Source organism: Mesorhizobium sp. M0904 (assembly GCF_040319475.1).
GTDB lineage: Bacteria > Pseudomonadota > Alphaproteobacteria > Rhizobiales > Rhizobiaceae > Mesorhizobium.
In genome coordinates this window covers 15,538-31,878 of record NZ_JAMYOC010000014.1, presented here as the reverse complement: position 1 = coordinate 31,878, position 16,341 = coordinate 15,538, and the positions used below count along the sequence as shown (strand labels likewise).

18 protein-coding genes are annotated in these 16,341 nt (G+C 61.9%); 12 read left to right on the top strand and 6 right to left on the bottom strand.

The features are described 5' to 3' along the window. The first annotated feature begins 11 nt into the window (after positions 1-11). The 5 genes from NKH80_RS16225 (at position 12) to NKH80_RS16205 (ending at position 3,647) form a co-directional block, all read left to right on the top strand. Positions 12-428 (top strand): hypothetical protein, encoded by a 417-nt coding sequence (locus NKH80_RS16225; protein ID WP_352705470.1) that lies wholly within the window; start codon positions 12-14, stop codon positions 426-428. A 76-nt stretch (positions 429-504) separates the two neighbouring features. Next, positions 505-792, top strand: coding sequence for an Asp-tRNA(Asn)/Glu-tRNA(Gln) amidotransferase subunit GatC (gatC, locus tag NKH80_RS16220; RefSeq protein WP_352992509.1), 288 nt, complete (start codon positions 505-507; stop codon positions 790-792). A 7-nt stretch (positions 793-799) separates the two neighbouring features. Then, on the top strand, positions 800-1,258 hold the full coding sequence (locus tag NKH80_RS16215) for a GNAT family N-acetyltransferase (RefSeq protein WP_254817332.1): 459 nt from the start codon (positions 800-802) through the stop codon (positions 1,256-1,258). Next, on the top strand, positions 1,258-2,823 hold the full coding sequence (locus NKH80_RS16210) for an amidase (protein ID WP_352992506.1): 1,566 nt from the start codon (positions 1,258-1,260) through the stop codon (positions 2,821-2,823). The genes NKH80_RS16215 and NKH80_RS16210 overlap by 1 nt, the downstream gene beginning before the upstream one ends. 29 nt (positions 2,824-2,852) lie before the next feature. Then, positions 2,853-3,647 carry a YdcF family protein gene (locus NKH80_RS16205; RefSeq protein ID WP_352992504.1) on the top strand — a complete coding sequence of 265 codons (795 nt, stop codon included), beginning with the start codon at positions 2,853-2,855 and terminating at the stop codon, positions 3,645-3,647. Here the strand turns inward: NKH80_RS16205 and NKH80_RS16200 are convergent. Continuing rightward, positions 3,596-4,339 carry a DUF599 domain-containing protein gene (locus tag NKH80_RS16200; protein WP_352801719.1) on the bottom strand — a complete coding sequence of 248 codons (744 nt, stop codon included), beginning with the start codon at positions 4,337-4,339 and terminating at the stop codon, positions 3,596-3,598. The genes NKH80_RS16205 and NKH80_RS16200 overlap by 52 nt on opposite strands. 170 nt (positions 4,340-4,509) lie before the next feature. Here NKH80_RS16200 and NKH80_RS16195 point away from each other — a divergent pair, with 170 nt between their 5' ends. The 4 genes from NKH80_RS16195 (at position 4,510) to NKH80_RS16180 (ending at position 7,987) form a co-directional block, all read left to right on the top strand. Next, positions 4,510-5,913, top strand: coding sequence for an L-serine ammonia-lyase (locus NKH80_RS16195; protein ID WP_254817328.1), 1,404 nt, complete (start codon positions 4,510-4,512; stop codon positions 5,911-5,913). A gap of 85 nt (positions 5,914-5,998) precedes the next feature. Next, the gene (locus NKH80_RS16190) at positions 5,999-6,436 is read left to right on the top strand and encodes a DUF1489 family protein (RefSeq protein WP_352508476.1); all 438 of its coding nucleotides are present in this window, start codon (positions 5,999-6,001) and stop codon (positions 6,434-6,436) included. Positions 6,437-6,557: 121 nt separating this feature from the next. Further along, on the top strand, positions 6,558-7,289 hold the full coding sequence (locus NKH80_RS16185) for a vWA domain-containing protein (protein WP_352508477.1): 732 nt from the start codon (positions 6,558-6,560) through the stop codon (positions 7,287-7,289). Then, complete coding sequence (locus NKH80_RS16180; RefSeq protein WP_254817325.1) at positions 7,289-7,987, top strand: DnaJ domain-containing protein; 699 nt, start codon at positions 7,289-7,291, stop codon at positions 7,985-7,987. Before NKH80_RS16185 ends, NKH80_RS16180 begins: the two co-directional genes overlap by 1 nt. Before the next feature lie 48 nt (positions 7,988-8,035). Here NKH80_RS16180 and NKH80_RS16175 read toward each other — a convergent pair whose 3' ends face one another. Next, positions 8,036-9,424 carry an SPOR domain-containing protein gene (locus NKH80_RS16175; protein WP_352508478.1) on the bottom strand — a complete coding sequence of 463 codons (1,389 nt, stop codon included), beginning with the start codon at positions 9,422-9,424 and terminating at the stop codon, positions 8,036-8,038. 298 nt (positions 9,425-9,722) lie between these two features. Here NKH80_RS16175 and NKH80_RS16170 point away from each other — a divergent pair, with 298 nt between their 5' ends. The 3 genes from NKH80_RS16170 (at position 9,723) to clpA (ending at position 13,128) form a co-directional block, all read left to right on the top strand. Further along, positions 9,723-10,052, top strand: coding sequence for a phasin family protein (locus tag NKH80_RS16170; RefSeq protein WP_023674920.1), 330 nt, complete (start codon positions 9,723-9,725; stop codon positions 10,050-10,052). A gap of 274 nt (positions 10,053-10,326) precedes the next feature. Further along, positions 10,327-10,653 (top strand): ATP-dependent Clp protease adapter ClpS, encoded by a 327-nt coding sequence (gene clpS, locus NKH80_RS16165; RefSeq protein ID WP_023717744.1) that lies wholly within the window; start codon positions 10,327-10,329, stop codon positions 10,651-10,653. Between the two features lie 6 nt (positions 10,654-10,659). Further along, the gene (gene clpA, locus NKH80_RS16160) at positions 10,660-13,128 is read left to right on the top strand and encodes an ATP-dependent Clp protease ATP-binding subunit ClpA (protein ID WP_023674922.1); all 2,469 of its coding nucleotides are present in this window, start codon (positions 10,660-10,662) and stop codon (positions 13,126-13,128) included. A 94-nt stretch (positions 13,129-13,222) separates the two neighbouring features. Here the strand turns inward: clpA and NKH80_RS16155 are convergent, their stop codons facing one another. The 4 genes from NKH80_RS16155 to NKH80_RS16140 all read right to left on the bottom strand — a co-directional run bounded on the left by NKH80_RS16155 (position 13,223) and on the right by NKH80_RS16140 (position 16,236). Beyond that, positions 13,223-13,654 (bottom strand): HIT family protein, encoded by a 432-nt coding sequence (locus NKH80_RS16155; protein ID WP_352508479.1) that lies wholly within the window; start codon positions 13,652-13,654, stop codon positions 13,223-13,225. Between the two features lie 119 nt (positions 13,655-13,773). Then, entirely contained in the window at positions 13,774-14,988 is a 1,215-nt protein-coding gene (locus tag NKH80_RS16150; RefSeq protein ID WP_352992500.1) for a GNAT family N-acetyltransferase, read from the bottom strand. A gap of 40 nt (positions 14,989-15,028) precedes the next feature. Then, positions 15,029-15,757, bottom strand: a complete 729-nt coding sequence (locus NKH80_RS16145; protein WP_352508481.1) for a glycerophosphodiester phosphodiesterase — start codon at positions 15,755-15,757, stop codon at positions 15,029-15,031. Positions 15,758-15,771: 14 nt separating this feature from the next. Beyond that, positions 15,772-16,236, bottom strand: coding sequence for a RidA family protein (locus NKH80_RS16140; RefSeq protein ID WP_352508482.1), 465 nt, complete (start codon positions 16,234-16,236; stop codon positions 15,772-15,774). Between the last annotated feature and the right edge of the window lie 105 nt (positions 16,237-16,341).

The following is a 16,341-nucleotide window of genomic DNA, read 5'->3' as shown; positions in this document are numbered from 1 at the left end:
GGAATGACGACATGGATCTGAGAAATTCTCTTTGCATTTCCATGCTGGTTGCCGCGTCGCCGGCGCTGGCCGCCGGGGATTTCATCAACGGGGTCTATCTGCAATCGGAGGATCTCTGCGCGCAGACCAAAAAGGATACGCTGCAGACGGTGATCGAGGGCGGCAATATCGTGCTGTCGGCAAATGGGGTGGAAAGCATCGAATATAATTGTGAATTCCTGCAGATCACCAAAGCGACACGCTCACCAAGCTGGGCGGTGACCGCTATATGCCAGGAGCCGGGCTACGTCTTTCCCGATGTTCTCTCACTGACACAGATGAGCCCGAAGCAGATCGACCTGGTATCGGTTCGGCCTGCCGCCGACGAAGGCGAGCAGAGCGGTAACGGCGGCAGTTATTTCCTCTGCGACGGCGTCACGATGCCATAGGGCCGTTGTCAGCACGATGCATGTTGCGCGGCACGCGCTGCGCCGCTATAGCGCTGGTTTTCCCCGAGGCACAAACATGTCCGTTGATATAAAAACCGTGAAGCGCGTCGCGCACCTTGCCCGTATTGCGGTGAGCGAGGAGGATGCAGAGCGTATGACCGGCGAATTGAACGCCATTTTGGGCTTTGTCGAGCAGTTGAACGAGGTCGATGTTTCCGGCGTCGAGCCGATGACCTCGGTCACGCCGATGGCAATGAAAAAGCGCCAGGACGTCATCACCGACGGCGGCAAGGCAGCTGACATCGTCGCCAACGCGCCAGCGACCGAAGAGAATTTCTTCCTTGTGCCGAAGGTCGTGGAGTAGCAGGCCGATGGCAATCGACATCGCCGCTGAGACGCCGCTGCAGGACGATGTGCGTGGGCTGGTCGAAGAGCTGAACGCCACATTGCTGGAGCTGACGCCGCCGGAGCATTGCTATCATTTGACCGTCGAGCAGATGGCGGATCGCGACACGACCGTTTTCATCGCCCGCGATAACGGCCTTGCCATCGCTTGCGGCGCACTGAAGCGCCACGATGCTGTGGTCGGCGAGGTCAAGCGGATGTATACGCGACCTTCGCATCGCGGCCGCAAGATCGGTGCGAAGATTGTCGAGCGCATCGAGGCGCTGGCGCGCCAAGAAGGGCTTAAGCGTCTGGTGCTGGAGACGGGGGACCGTCATCCCGCCGCCTGGACCGTCTACGAACGCGCCGGCTTTTCGCGCTGCGGCCCGGTACTGGATTATCCCGATTCCGAGTGGTCGGTGTTTTACGAAAAGAGCCTTGCCTGATGACCGACCTGACCCAGCTGACGATTTCGCAGGCCCGCACCAAACTGCGTTCCAGGGAAATCACCGCCACCGAAATCACCGAGGCCTATCTATCGGCGATCGAGCGAGCCAATCCGGCGCTCAATGCCTATGTCGTGGTCACCGACGACAAGGCGCGCGAGATGGCCAAGGCCTCCGACGCGAAATTAGCCAAGGGCGAGGGCGGGTCGCTCGAGGGTATCCCGCTCGGCATCAAGGATTTGTTCGGCACCGAAGGGGTCCACACCCAGGCCTGCAGCCATGTGCTAGACGGCTTCATGCCACGCTACGAATCGACGGTCACGGCAAATCTGTGGGCGGATGGCGCCGTCATGCTCGGCAAGCTCAACATGGACGAGTTCGCCATGGGCTCGTCAAACGAGACCTCGTATTATGGGCCGGTCATCAACCCGTGGCGGCGTTCGCGCCTCGACACGGTGGTGATGCCGACGACACATCAGGGCGAGGGTGGCTTCGTTTCGGCGGGCGGCACCAGGACCGCGCGCACGTTGGACAATGCCCAACTGGTGCCGGGCGGTTCGTCCGGTGGCTCCGCATCAGCGGTCTCGGCCTTCCTGTGCGCCGGCGCCACCGCCACCGATACCGGCGGCTCGATCCGCCAGCCCGCCGCCTTCACTGGCACAGTCGGCATCAAGCCGACCTATGGCCGCTGCTCGCGCTGGGGGATCGTAGCCTTCGCCTCGTCGCTCGACCAGGCCGGGCCGATCGCGCGCGACGTGCGCGATGCCGCGATCCTGTTGAAGTCGATGGCTTCGGTCGACCCGAAGGACACGACGTCCGTCGACCTGCCGGTGCCGGACTACGAGGCGGCGATCGGCCGCCCGATCAGGGGCATGAAGGTCGGCATTCCCAAGGAATATCGTGTCGACGACATGCCCGCAGAGATTGAGGCGCTGTGGCAGAAAGGCATTGCCTGGCTGCGGGATGCTGGTGCCGAGATCGTCGATATCTCGCTGCCGCATACCAAATACGCGCTGCCGGCCTATTACATCGTGGCGCCGGCCGAAGCCTCGTCCAACCTCGCCCGTTACGACGGCGTCCGCTATGGCTTGCGCGTGCCCGGCAAGGACATTGTCGATATGTATGAAAAGACCCGCGCCGCCGGCTTCGGGCGGGAGGTCAAGCGCCGCATCATGATCGGCACCTATGTGCTTTCCGCCGGCTACTACGATGCCTACTATCTACAGGCGCAGAAGGTTCGAACCCTGATCAAGCGTGACTTCGAAAATGTGTTTGCAGCAGGCGTCGACGTCATCCTGACGCCGGCAACGCCTTCCGCTGCCTTCGGCATCGCCGACGAGGACATGGCCGCCGACCCGGTCAAGATGTATCTCAACGACATTTTTACGGTGACGGTGAACATGGCCGGCCTGCCCGGCATAGCGGTTCCGGCCGGGCTCGACGCCAAGGGGCTGCCGCTCGGCCTGCAGCTGATCGGCCGGCCCTTCGACGAGGAAACGCTGTTCCAGACCGCCCATGTCATCGAAAAGGCGGCCGGCACATTTCAGCCGGAAAAATGGTGGTAAGATCGTTTCTCATCTGAGGGGGGTGAGGGATGTTCTTCTATGTCTCCAAGGTTCTCGGGTTCTTCGTCGAGCCGTTGAATCTCGCGATCTTCCTGCTGCTGGCGGGGCTGGTCGCGGCGATGTTCGGGCGGCGACGGTTGGCGACCGCCGGCAGCGCTCTTGCCTTCCTCATTCTGGCGGTTTCGACCTGGAGCCCGCTCGGCCCCATGATGCTCAATCGGCTGGAGGAACGCTTCCCCAGGCCGCCGCTGCCGGAAAAGGTTGACGGTATCATAGTGCTTGGCGGCAGTCTGGATGGCGCCGTCAATCTGGTGCGTGGCGGCTATGAAATGAACTCCAGCGGCGACCGGATGGTCGAGGCGGTCGTGCTGGCGCGGCGCTTTCCGACAGCGAAAGTCGTTATCTCCGGTGGCAGCATCGAAACGTTCCGCGGCGGCGAAGGCGATGCAGATACCGCGCCGCGTCTTTTTGCCGCTTTCGGCGTGGCGGCCGATCGGCTGATCCTCGAGAACAAATCCCGCAGCACCTACGAGAACGCTGTCTTTACCAGGGAACTGGTGACGCCGAAACCGGGCGAAACCTGGTTGCTGGTGACCTCGGCCTTCCATATGCCACGCGCCAAGGCGCTGTTCGACAAAGCCGGCTTTTCGACCATTCCGTGGCCAGTCGACTATCGCACCTCCGGTGGGGAAGGCATCGCCACGTTCCCCTATCCCGGCGACTGGCTGGAGGTCACCACTGTTGCGATCCGCGAATGGATAGGGCTCACCGCCTACTGGCTGTCGGGCCGCATTGATCGGCCTTTTCCCGGGCCGGGCGGCTGACCGAGCACCGCCTGCCGCGCCGCCGAGAAAAATTGGCGGCGCACCAGCACCGCCAGCAGCAGCAGCGTCGATAGCACGAAAACGGCGGGATCGACGAACCAGCCAAGATAGCCAATCGAGAAGAACACGCCGCGCAGGCCCGAATTGAAATGCTTCCCGGCCAGCATGTTCATGCGCGCCGCACGCCAGACTGCCGTTTCGGTGACCGGATTGCGCGACGCCTCGCCATGCGGAATCGGCACGGCGCCGATCAGGATCGAGCAATAGTTGAACAGCCGGTAAGCCCAGCCGAACTTGAAGAAGGAAAAGGCCAGGATCAGCACCAGGCCGAACACCTTCGTCTGGAACGCCGCGCGTGAGGACGTAGCGCCAAACGGCAGGTCACTCAGCACGGTCAGAACCTGGTCGGAGGCGCCGAGCAAGGCAAAACAGCCGCCGATCGCAATCAGCGAACTGGAGGCAAAGAAGGCGGTTCCCTGCTGCAGCCCACTCATGATGGCGGTGTCGACGATGCGGATCTCGCGCTCGGCCATGGTCCGCATCCAGGCCTCGCGCTGCGCGTTCATCGCCCTCGTCAGCGACACGCGGCTGACCAGCATTCCGTCCGCGGCGAGCGTATGCAGCACCCACGCGGCAAGGAAGAACCCCAACGCCGCAAGGTCGGCCATCGATAGATGAAAGGAATCGCTCATGCGGTGCTTTTACCACAGGCAGAGGGGACGCTTCGATGGCCGAAGCTGGAATGTCGCTGCCGGAGCAAACAAGGTCGGCAGGCGCAGCGCCGCGATCTTCAAAACAGCGGAAAACACCATGGGAATTCCTATATGTAGACCTCAACAAGGTCCCAGGAGAAAACGCCCACGTGTTCCTTTCGGTTTTCGACCTGTTCAAGATTGGCATCGGCCCATCGAGTTCGCACACGATGGGGCCGATGACGGCTGCGCGGCGGTTTCTCGACGAGATTGCGGGAGACGACTGGCCGCGCCCGGCCGGCGCCAAGGTCGACCGGATCGCGGCCAGCCTGCATGGCTCGCTCGCCTATACCGGCATCGGCCATGGCTCCGATCGTGCCGTGGTGCTCGGCCTCGCCGGCCAGACGCCGCAGACGGTGGATCCCGACCAGGCGGACGGCATCGTCGCTCGAATCGCCGCCGAGAAGCGGATCTCGCCGCCCGGCCATCCGTCCTATCGTTTCGACCCGGCAATGGATCTGGTGCTGGATCGCAAGACGCCGCTGCCGGGTCACGCCAATGGCATGGCCTTCTCTGCCTATGATGCCGGCGACCGGTTGCTGCTGAGGCGCGTCTATTATTCGATCGGCGGCGGCTTCGTCATGTCCGAAGAGGAACTGCAGCGGATGAAAGCAAGGGGCTCGGCGACAACCGAAGGCAAGAAGGTTCCGTATCCGTTCAAGAACGCCGTCGAAATGCTGTCCATGGCAGCGAAAAGCGGGCTTTCCATTGCCGAGATGAAGCGCGTCAACGAGGAGACGCAGATGTCGCGCGAGGAGCTCGACGCCGGCCTCGACGGCATCTGGAGCGCCATGAAGGGCTGCATCGAGCGCGGTCTGTCGCAAGACGGCATCATGCCGGGCGGACTCAAGGTGCGCCGCCGTGCCCGGATGCTGCACGACAAGCTGCAGGAGCAATGGCAGCAGAACCGGCCCAACCCGCTGCTCGCCAACGACTGGCTGTCGATCTATGCGATGGCGGTCAATGAGGAGAACGCCGCCGGCGGCCGTGTCGTCACCGCGCCAACCAATGGGGCGGCCGGCACTCTGCCCGCAGTGCTGCGCTACTGGTTGCATTTCCATCCAGAAGCCGACCAGCCCAGCATCCGCGATTTCCTGCTGACGGCGGCGGCCGTCGGCGGCATCATCAAAACCAATGCTTCGATCTCGGGGGCGGAAGTCGGCTGCCAGGGCGAGGTCGGTTCGGCTTCGGCAATGGCTGCGGCGGGATTGTGCGCCGTCATGGGCGGCACGCCCGAGCAGGTCGAGAACGCTGCCGAGATCGCGTTGGAACATCATCTCGGCATGACCTGCGATCCGGTCGGCGGGCTGGTGCAGGTGCCGTGTATCGAGCGCAATGCGCTTGGTGCCGTCAAGGCGGTGACCGCCGCTTCGCTGGCCATCAAGGGCGACGGCGTTCATTTCGTGCCGCTCGATGCCGCGATCGAGACGATGCGCCAGACCGGCCTCGACATGAACGAAAAGTACAAGGAAACCAGCCTTGGCGGATTGGCAGTCAATGTCGTGGAGTGCTGAGAGCCAATCTGGTGGCCTGGACCACCACTGTGGAGAAGTCGATCAGGCCGTTGACGCGTTCGCGTGCTGGACTAAACCTTAAACGATGTCTCTCAATCTCATAAAGCTTTGCGTCGGCTGTGACAGCGTCGAGGATCTGGAAGAGTGGATTGCCTTCCGTCTCGACGAGCGGCGCCGCGCCGGCGAACCGGCCGAGCACTACCACACCACCCGCATGGTGCCGACACGCGGCGTCGAGATTACCGACGGCGGCTCGCTCTACTGGGTGATCAAGGGCAATGTCCAATGCCGCCAGCTGATCACCGAAATCCGCCCCTTCACCGATGACGAGGGCATCGGCCGTTGCCATCTGATCCTCGATCCCGACGTCGTGCGCACTGACTGGCAACCGCGCCGTGCATTCCAGGGATGGCGCTACCTGAAGCAGGCGGACGCGCCGGCCGATCTCGGCAAGGGCAAAGCCGGGCTGATCGAGATGCCGCCGAAGCTCAGGCGAGAGCTTGCCGATCTCGGCCTGCTCTGACGCCGAGAACCGCAACGCCAAGACCGCCAGCCGAAGTGCTTGTCCGCAATTGCATCATCGGTCCTCCAGGTCGCCTCATCTGGGCTTGCAAGCCGGGGAACAACGCCACATCTTGAATGTCATGAGCGACAAGAAGCAGCCCGTGCCTGCAAGGGCCAATCCTGCACCGGTCGAGTCTCAATCGAGCACCGGCGAGATCGACGCGTTTCTCCGTCAGGCAAGGACGCTCGCTGCATCCGCCACCGGGTCAGGCAGGCTGATCCTGTCCCTCGACGCGACGATGAGCCGCCAGCCGACCTGGGATCTCGCCTGTGCGCTGCAGGCCGAGATGTTCGACGCCGTCGGCAAGGCCGGGGCGCTCAAGGTTCAACTTGTCTATTTTCGCGGCCTTGGCGAGTGCCGCTCCTCCGCATTCGTCACCGATACCGAAGCTCTGAAGCAGCTGATGACGCGCATCGACTGCCGCAGCGGCCATACCCAGATCGGCAAGGTGCTCGCCCATGCCCTGAAACAGACGGCGGCGGCCAAGGTCAACGCGCTGGTCTATATCGGCGACGCGATGGAAGAAAACATAGATGATCTGGCCGAAAAGGCCGGCAGCCTCGGTCTGCACGGCGTTCCTGTCTTCGTCTTTCAGGAGGGCGATGATGCCGCCGCGGAAAAGGCGTTCAAGGAGATTGCGCGGCTGTCGAAAGGGGCCTGGTTCCGCTTCGATCGGCGGGCTGCCGCAACCTTGGCCGGCCTGCTTTCGTCCGTCGCCGTGTTTGCGACCGGCGGGCTGAAAGCACTGGAGGCCCGGGGCAGACCGGAAGACCGGCTGATGATCGAGCATATGCGGGGCGGCGGAAACTGATGAGCGCAATTATCGCTTTTGTAGCGTTGCTTCTAGTGCTTCTCGGCATGCTCACCATCTTCCTGCGCGCCGATGCGGCGAAGCTTGCAGGCGGCATGAGAACGCTTGGACCTGTACTGCTCGGGCTGGTCGGCGTCGCCGTGCTGCTGGTCGGGCGCGAGGGCATCGGCGGCTTGATCCTGTCGGTTGCGCTCGCCTGGTACGGCTCCATGCGCATGAATCGGCCGGCGGCAAAACTGGCACAAGGCAAGCGTTCGACAGTTCGTACCGCGGCGCTTGAAATGGAACTCGATCACGATACCGGCGGCCTCGAAGGCCTCGTGCTGGCCGGGCGCCATGAAGGCAAGATGCTTGGCTCGATGGGGCGTGCCGAATTGCAGCAACTCTATCGCGAACTCTCCGGCGATCCGGAGAGCCGCCAATTGCTAGAGACGTATCTTGACGGCAGATTTCCCATCTGGCGCAAAGACGCTGATGCGAATGACGGCGAAGGGCTGGGTGTTGCGCCAGGTTCTGGCGCCATGACTAAGGAGGAGGCCTACAAGATCCTTGGTCTTGAAGCGGGGGCTGCCGCGGCGGATGTCCGCAAGGCGCACCGCCGCCTGATGCAGCGCCTGCACCCCGATATCGGTGGCACGTCTTTCCTGGCGGCGCGGATCAATGAAGCCAAGGACGTCTTGCTCTCCAATCACAACTAGTCTCCTTCGACGCAGAACTTTCGGGAAAGATATCGTTTCGCGCGCCGCTTACTGCTGGACGGCGTAGCACTCGATCTTCTTCTTTTTCAAAGCGTTGCAGGCCTTCCAGGCAGCGGTCTTCGAACCGAAACCACCGAACCGGGCGCGGTAGTAGGTGACGCCGTCCTTGTCGAAGGCGACGGTGAAACCGGAGGCATCGGCCAGAACGGAGGGTGCCTGCTTCGTCGCCTTGTCGAGGAAAGCCTTCGCTTCGGCCTGTTTTGGCGACGAGGCGACCTGTATTGCCCAGCCGGATGGCACCGAGGCCGTGCTGACCGGATCGACCTCTGCCGCCGGTTCGGCATAGGCTGCGGCGACCCGGGCTGTCGCCACGTCGTCCACGGTCGCCGCGGCCGTCGTCTTGACCCTCTTGGCCTGAACGACCGGAGTGGTTTCTTCAACGACGGGCGCATTTTCCTCGACAAGGGAGGCAACGGCATCGTCGTTCGGCTTACTGTCCGGTGTCGGCGCGTCATGGTTCGGTAGAAATACCTTGGCCAAGGCTGAAATCGGATTGCCACCGCCAGCCTTGGCAATCAGCACGCCGCCGCCGCTCGACGAGGCCTTCGGCATGTAGGCATTGATCAACCCGGCCATCTGGCTGTCGCGGCTGCCGCCGGATCTGCCGCCCATGACCACCGCTACGATCCGCCGATCGCCATCCGAGACCGAGGAGACCAGATTGTAACCGGAGGCGCGGGTGTAACCGGTCTTGATGCCGTCGACGCCCTTGATGCGTCCGAGCAGACGGTTATGGCCGTTGATGCGCTGCCGCCCATAAAGAAAGGAGCGCTGCGAGAAATAGCCGTAATATTGCGGAAAATGCTCTCTCAGGGCGATGCCGAGCATCGCCATGTCGCGCGCGGTTGTGAACTGGCCGGGATCAGGCAAGCCGTTGGCGTTGCGGAAAACGGTTCCCCTCATGCCCAGCGCCCGCGCCTTGGCGGTCATCATGCGGGCGAAATTGGCTTCATTGCCGCCGAGCATCTCGCCAAGCGCCGTTGCGGAATCGTTTGCCGATTTGGTCACCATCGACAGGATCGCGGTCTCGACCGTGACCGAGCTGCCGCGCTTGACGCCTAGCTTCGTCGGCGGCTCGGCAGCGGCATTGGCCGAGAACACGACCGGGGAATTCTTGCTGATCCTGCCCTTCGCCAATGCCTCGAACGTCAGATAAAGCGTCATCATCTTGGTAAGCGAAGCCGGATAGCGCCGGCCATCGGCATCCGACGAATAAAGCACCTTGCCGGTCTTGGCATCGATGACGATGGCCGCCGACTTGGCCGCCATGGATGAAGCCGCGTCCGCGACGACGAAGCTCATCGCCATAGCGAGGATCATGATCGTTTTGAGGGGGGACGCGGATTTGGAAACGAAGCCCGACAACGCCTTACGCACTGATAGTTCCTTTGAATTTCCGTTGCCTTGGAGGCGGCAAAGGGGTCCTGCCTCACCTTCGGCCACGCTAACGCGGGCAGCGTTACCAATCCGTTTATGGTAACCGCCGCGTTCACCATTTTCTGCGGGATTGAGCTTCTCTTTATTCGAATCTTAGCGATTGCCGGCAGCTCACGATGCGCATTGCCGCGGGAATCTTGACTTTTGTGCACTGCACAATATATTTACACGCATTGCACAACGCGGCCCGACAAGGCGCGTCTATCGTCCAAGGCAACCGTTCAAGGGAAAGCGTGAAATGACCCAGACCTATGAAGATTTCAGCAAATACGGCAAGGAATTTGCGGACACCGGATTGAAGAGCTTCGCCTCGCTGTCCAAGGGTGCACAGGCTATCGCCGCCGAGGCGGGCGAGTACACCAAGAAAAGCTTCGAAGCCGGTAGCGCCGCTGTCGAGAAGCTCTTTTCCGCCAAGTCGCTGGACAAGGCGATCGAGATCCAGTCCGACTATGCCAAGCAGTCCTATGAGAGCTTCGTCACCGAGGCCACCAAGCTTGGCGATCTCTATGCCGAACTCGCCAAGGAAGCTTACAAGCCGTTCGAATCGATCGTCGCCAAGGCGAAGTAAATTCGACGAACATTCCGAGCCGGCCCCTGGGCTTGCAAAGACAAACCCGGTCGCGAACGCACGGCCGGGTTTTTTCATGCCAGCTCGAAATCGGGGGCCTACGGTCTTCACGATTTGAAAAATCGGGCAAGTTTGGCCACCTAGCCATATTGTCAGCTAAACAGAAGGGCTTAAAATCGTCCATCGAACACCTACATGTCGAGCATGCATGAGGATTCGAAAGAGGCAGGACTACGTGACTACAGGTTTGACTGCCACGAGCTACGTGGTGCGAATGCAGAACGGCAGCAACGGCAATGAGGCCGGTCGCGGCACGGCCGTCATCACGCGCACAAAAACCAAGACCAAGAAGCCCAGTCTGTATCGGGTCCTCATTCTTAACGACGACTACACACCCATGGAATTCGTGGTCCACGTGCTGGAGCGCTTTTTCCAGAAGGACCGCGAAGCCGCCACACGCATAATGCTTCATGTTCACAATCATGGGGTGGGCGAGTGCGGGGTCTATACATTCGAGGTGGCCGAGACCAAAGTGTCTCAGGTCATGGATTTCGCCCGACAGAATCAGCATCCGCTGCAATGCGTGATGGAGAAGAAGTGAGGTAACATGCCGGCTTTCTCCCAAGGCCTGGAAAAGGCGCTTCACCAAGCGCTGACGCTCGCCAATGAGCGGCACCATGAATATGCAACCCTTGAACATTTGCTGCTCGCCCTGATCGACGACACCGAGGCGGCGGCCGTCATGCGTGCCTGCAACGTCGATCTCGACGAGTTGAAGCATACGGTTCTCACCTATATCGACACCGAGCTCGACAATCTCGTCACCGGCTACGATGAAGATTCCAAGCCGACTGCCGGTTTCCAGCGCGTCATCCAGCGCGCGGTGATCCATGTGCAGTCGTCAGGCCGCGAGGAAGTGTCCGGCGCCAACGTGCTCGTCGCCATCTTCGCTGAGCGTGAAAGCCACGCCGCTTACTTCCTGCAGGAACAGCAGATGACCCGCTACGACGCGGTCAACTACATCTCGCATGGCATCGCCAAGCGCCCCGGCGCTTCCGAGACGCGTACCCCGCGCGGCGCCGACGACGAGCAGGGCAGCCAGAGCGGAGCCGAGCCGCAGGAGGAAGGCGGCAAGAAGAAGCAGCAGCAGGACGCGCTGACTGCCTATTGCGTCAACCTGAACAACAAGGCCAAGGCCGGCAAGATCGATCCATTGATCGGTCGCGAGAGCGAGATCAACCGGACCATCCAGGTGCTGTGCCGCCGCTCCAAGAACAACCCGCTCTATGTCGGTGATCCCGGCGTCGGCAAGACGGCTATCGCCGAAGGCCTCGCTAAGCGCATTGTCGAGGGTGACGTTCCCGAAGTGCTGCACAATGCCACCATCTTCGCGCTCGACATGGGCACGCTGCTGGCCGGCACCCGCTATCGCGGCGATTTCGAGGAGCGGCTGAAGCAGGTCGTCAAGGAGCTCGAGGATTATCCCGGCGCCGTGCTGTTCATCGATGAAATCCACACCGTGATCGGGGCAGGGGCCACCTCCGGCGGCGCCATGGATGCATCGAACCTGTTAAAACCCGCACTGTCGTCCGGCGCCATCCGCTGCATCGGCTCGACCACCTACAAGGAATTCCGCCAGTTCTTCGAGAAGGACCGCGCGCTGGTGCGGCGCTTCCAGAAGATCGACGTCAACGAGCCGACGGTCGAGGACGCCATCGAGATCATGAAGGGCCTCAAGCCTTATTTCGAGGAGTTCCACAAGGTCCGCTACACGAGCGAGGCGATCAAGGCTTCGGTCGAACTCTCGGCGCGTTACATCAACGACCGCAAGCTGCCGGACAAGGCGATCGACGTGATCGACGAGACCGGCGCCTCGCAAATGCTGGTGCCGGAAGCCAAGCGCAAGAAGACCATCGGCATCAAGGAGATCGAAGCGACGATCGCCACCATGGCGCGCATCCCGCCGAAGACGGTTTCCGCAGACGACGAGAAGGTGCTGCAAGGCCTCGACATCGAGTTGAAGCGCGTCGTTTACGGCCAGGACACCGCGATCACAGCGCTGACCTCGGCCATCAAGCTGGCGCGGGCCGGCCTGCGGGAACCGGAAAAGCCGATCGGCTCGTACCTGTTCTCGGGCCCGACCGGTGTCGGCAAGACGGAAGTGGCCAAGCAGCTCGCCGCCTCGCTCGGCGTGGAGCTGATCCGCTTCGACATGTCGGAATATATGGAACGCCACACCGTTTCGCGGTTGATCGGCGCGCCTCCCGGCTATGTCGGCTTCGACCAGGGCGGCCTTCTGACCGACGGCGTCGACCAGCATCCGCATTGCGTGCTGTTGCTCGACGAAGTCGAGAAGGCGCATCCGGACCTGTTCAACATCCTGTTGCAGGTCATGGACCACGGCAAGCTGACCGACCATAACGGCAAGCAGATCGACTTCCGCAATGTCATCCTGATCATGACTACCAATGCGGGCGCATCCGATGCGCAGCGCGCGGCGATCGGTTTCGGTTCGACCAAGCGCGAAGGCGACGATGTCGAGGCGATCAACCGGCTGTTCACGCCGGAGTTCCGCAACCGTCTCGATGCGATCATTCCGTTCGGCTCGCTGCCGGTGCCGGTCATCCATCAGGTGGTGCAGAAGTTCGTCATGCAGTTGGAAGCGCAGCTTTCCGAGCGTGGCGTGACCTTCGACTTGTCGCAGGATGCAATCGCATGGCTGGCCGACAAGGGCTATGACGAGCGCATGGGCGCCCGGCCGCTTGGCCGCGTCATCCAGGAGCACATCAAGAAGCCGCTGGCCGACGAGGTGCTGTTCGGCAAGCTCAAAAAGGGCGGCACGGTGCGTGTCACCGTCGAGAAGAAGGAAACCGGCGAGACCGGCCTGAAGCTCGAATCGCTCGCCGACGAGGCGCCGGTGAAGCCGAAGAAGGAAGAGCCGGACGACGTGCCGAAGGCCAAGAAGGCGGTGGCGAAGAAGCCCGCTGCAAAAAAGGCGGTGGCGCAGAAGCCGGAGCCCAAAGGTAAGGACGGCGGCAAGCGCAGTCTCGTGCCGCAACTGCCGCGTAAGAACTGACGAACCAGCCAGTAAAAAAGCCCCGGAAACGGGGCTTTTTTTGTGACACCCTCCGGTTAAGCACCCGGCGCCCGCCGGAGCAGTTTGCGCCGGTTCAGCTTGCCAGCGCCATCCTTATCTTGCCGGCGTTCTGGGCCAGGACTTCAGGCTTTTCCATCTGTCCGCTGTGCGGTTTCAGGGGAATCCCCTCGAAGCGCGGAATGACATGGACGTGAAGGTGAAAGACAGTCTGCCCCGAAGCTGGTTCGTTGAACTGCATAACCGTGACGCCATCGGCATCGAAGGCCTTCTTTACGGCCCGCGCAACTTTCTGGACGTGAGCGAAGAGCGGGCCAAGCACCGCCGGATCCGCGTCAAGCAGGTTGCGCGACGGCGCTTTCGGCACCACCAGCGTGTGACCCTGTCCTTGCGGCATCACATCCATGAAGACAATGACCGCTTCATCCTCGTAGACGCGATGCGAAGGGATTTCTCCGCGCAGGATTTTGGCGAAGATGTTGCTGCTGTCGTAGGTTGCTTCGGCCATGGCGCGCGCTCCGGTTCTTGGCTCGCTGTCTCGTGTAGCGAAGCTGTTCCGGGCGGGCAAGATGATCGATCGACATCGGCCGTGCGGGCCCGCGCGGCTGGGCGATTGGGCTCGCTACCCTACTCCGCCATGTCCTTGCGGAACGGGGTGTGCTGTTCCAGATATTCGCTCATTCGCTCGACTTCGCGCCGCTCGCGCTGGAGGTAGTCGGCCACTGCATTGCGCAGACCTGGATGGGCGATATAGTGCGCCGAATGCATCGTCACGGGCCGGTAGCCGCGCGCCAGCTTGTGCTCGCCCTGAGCACCGGCTTCAACCACCTTCAGCTTGCGCGAGATGGCGAAATCGATTGCCTGATGGTAGCAGACTTCGAAATGCAGGAATGGGTGGTCCTCGATGCAGCCCCAGTTGCGGCCGTAGAGCGCGTCTGAGCCGATGAAGTTGATGGCGCCCGCTATGTAGCGTCCGTTGCGTTTGGCCATGACCAGCAGGGTGTCGTCGGCCATGCGCTCGCCGATTAGGGAGAAGAAATCGCGGTTGAGGTAGGGCCGGCCCCACTTCCTGCTGCCGGTATCCATGTAGAACGCGAAAAAGTCGTCCCAGGCCTTTTCGGTCAGATCCTTGCCGGTCAGCCAGTCGATCGAGATGCCGTTGGCGAGCGCCTCGCGCCGCTCTTTCTTAATTGCCTTGCGCTTGCGCGAGGCTAATGTCGCGAGAAAATCGTCATAGCTCGAAAAACCTTCGTTGAAGAAGTGAAACTGCTGGTCGGTGCGATGCAGGAAACCGGCCGCCGCGAATATCTGGACATCGTCCTCCGGCGCGAAGGTGACATGGGCGGAAGACACGCCGAGCTTATCCGTCACCGCCTTCAGGCCGGCCGCAAGACCGGCCTTGACGGTGGGACTGTGCTCGCCCTTGCCGACCAGCAGGCGAGGGCCGGTGACGGGCGTGAACGGCACCGCGCATTGCAGCTTCGGGTAGTAGCGCCCGCCGGCGCGTTCGAATGCGTCCGACCAGCCATGGTCGAATACATATTCGCCCTGGCTGTGCGACTTCAGATAGCAGGGGACCGCCCCGAGCAGCTTGCCTCGGGCGGTTTCCAGCCTCAGGTGATGGCCTTGCCAGCCGGTACGCCGAACAGCGCAGCCGGAATCTTCCAGCGCGCTCAAAAAAGCTAATGAAACAAGTGGGTTGTAGCCGTTTTCGGCATCGCCGCGTGTAGTGCCGCCGAGGTTGTCCCATTCAGCGCTGGTAAAGGCCCCGATGCCCGCCGCGATGCGGATCGACAGCTCCGCGTTCGCCGTTTGTCTTTCGCAGTCGTCCCCTTGATCCATGAGGCTTACTTAAGCTCGCTGCTGACCCATACAAGCCCGCTCAAGCAAGCCGTACCAGATCTGGCTCGAATCCTTCGAACGTCATCTGGTCGGCATATTTGAAGGTCAGGTCGACGGCAGGCCGGTCGTGCACGGTCCAGGTGATCACCGGCATGCCGAGTTTTTCTCGCACGAAGGAGACGAACCGGTTCGGCAGATCGCCGGCGGCGTAGGAGGTGAAGGCGATGTCATGCGCCAGCATGGCGAAATGCGCCTCGATCAGGTGGTTGTCGTTGCCGTAGGCGGTCAACCCGCCGGGTATGCCGGGAGCATATTTCGGGAACTCTCGGATCAGCCAATGGTCGAACGACATGATCGCAGTCTTGCCCTTGTATTGCTTGAGCATCTTACCGACGCTTTCGACCAGGCCGTCGTCGTGCCCGGCAGCTCCTTTCAGTTCGACAACCATCGGCACACGGCCGTCGACCAGATCAAGCGCCTGCTGCAGCGTCGGCAAATGGTCGGCGGTGCCGCCGACCTTCAGCGCGGTGATTTCGGCAGCCGTACGCTGCCAGACGAAGCCGTTTTCGCCGGTCAGCCGCCGCAGATCGCCATCGTGGATGATGACGGGGACGCCGTCGGAAGACAGGTGCACGTCGCATTCAATCGCGTAGCCACGCTCGGCCGCCGCGGCGAAGGCGGAAAGGGTGTTCTCCCAGCGCGTCTTGTTCATGTCGTGGAGGCCGCGATGGGCGACGGGCCGGGCGGTCAGCCAGGAAAGATCGGTCATGGTTGCAGTCCCGGTCATTCGACTTCGAAGATCGCTTCGATTTCCACTGCGGCATTAAGCGGCAGGGAGGCGGTGCCGACGGCGGAGCGAGCGTGCGTGCCGCGATCGCCGAGCACCGCGGCGAGAAAATCCGAGGCACCGTTGGCAACCAGATGCTGTTCGACAAAGTCCGGTGCCGAGGCGACGAAGACGGTGATCTTCACCAAGCGACGGATTTTCTCGAGATCGCCAAGTGCTGCCTGGGCTTGCGCCAATATGTTGATCGCACAGTATTTTGCGGCTTCCTTGCCGGTCGCGGTGTCGACATCGCTGCCAAGCAGTCCGCTCGCCTGGAGCTTGCCGTCCTTGAGCGGCAACTGCCCGGCGGTGAACAGCAGATTGCCGGTCCTGCAATAGGGCACGTAATTGGCGGCGGGCGCGGCGGCGGCCGGCAGCGTCACGCCGAGATCGCTTAGCCGCTTTTCGATTGTTTCGCTCATGCTATTTCCCTATTGCTTGAAGGTGCCGCGCAGGCCGGGCCGAAATTGCTATTTTTGCCTCGCTTCCGCCACGACTTTTTTTAAGCTGGACCATCTTTCCATGCG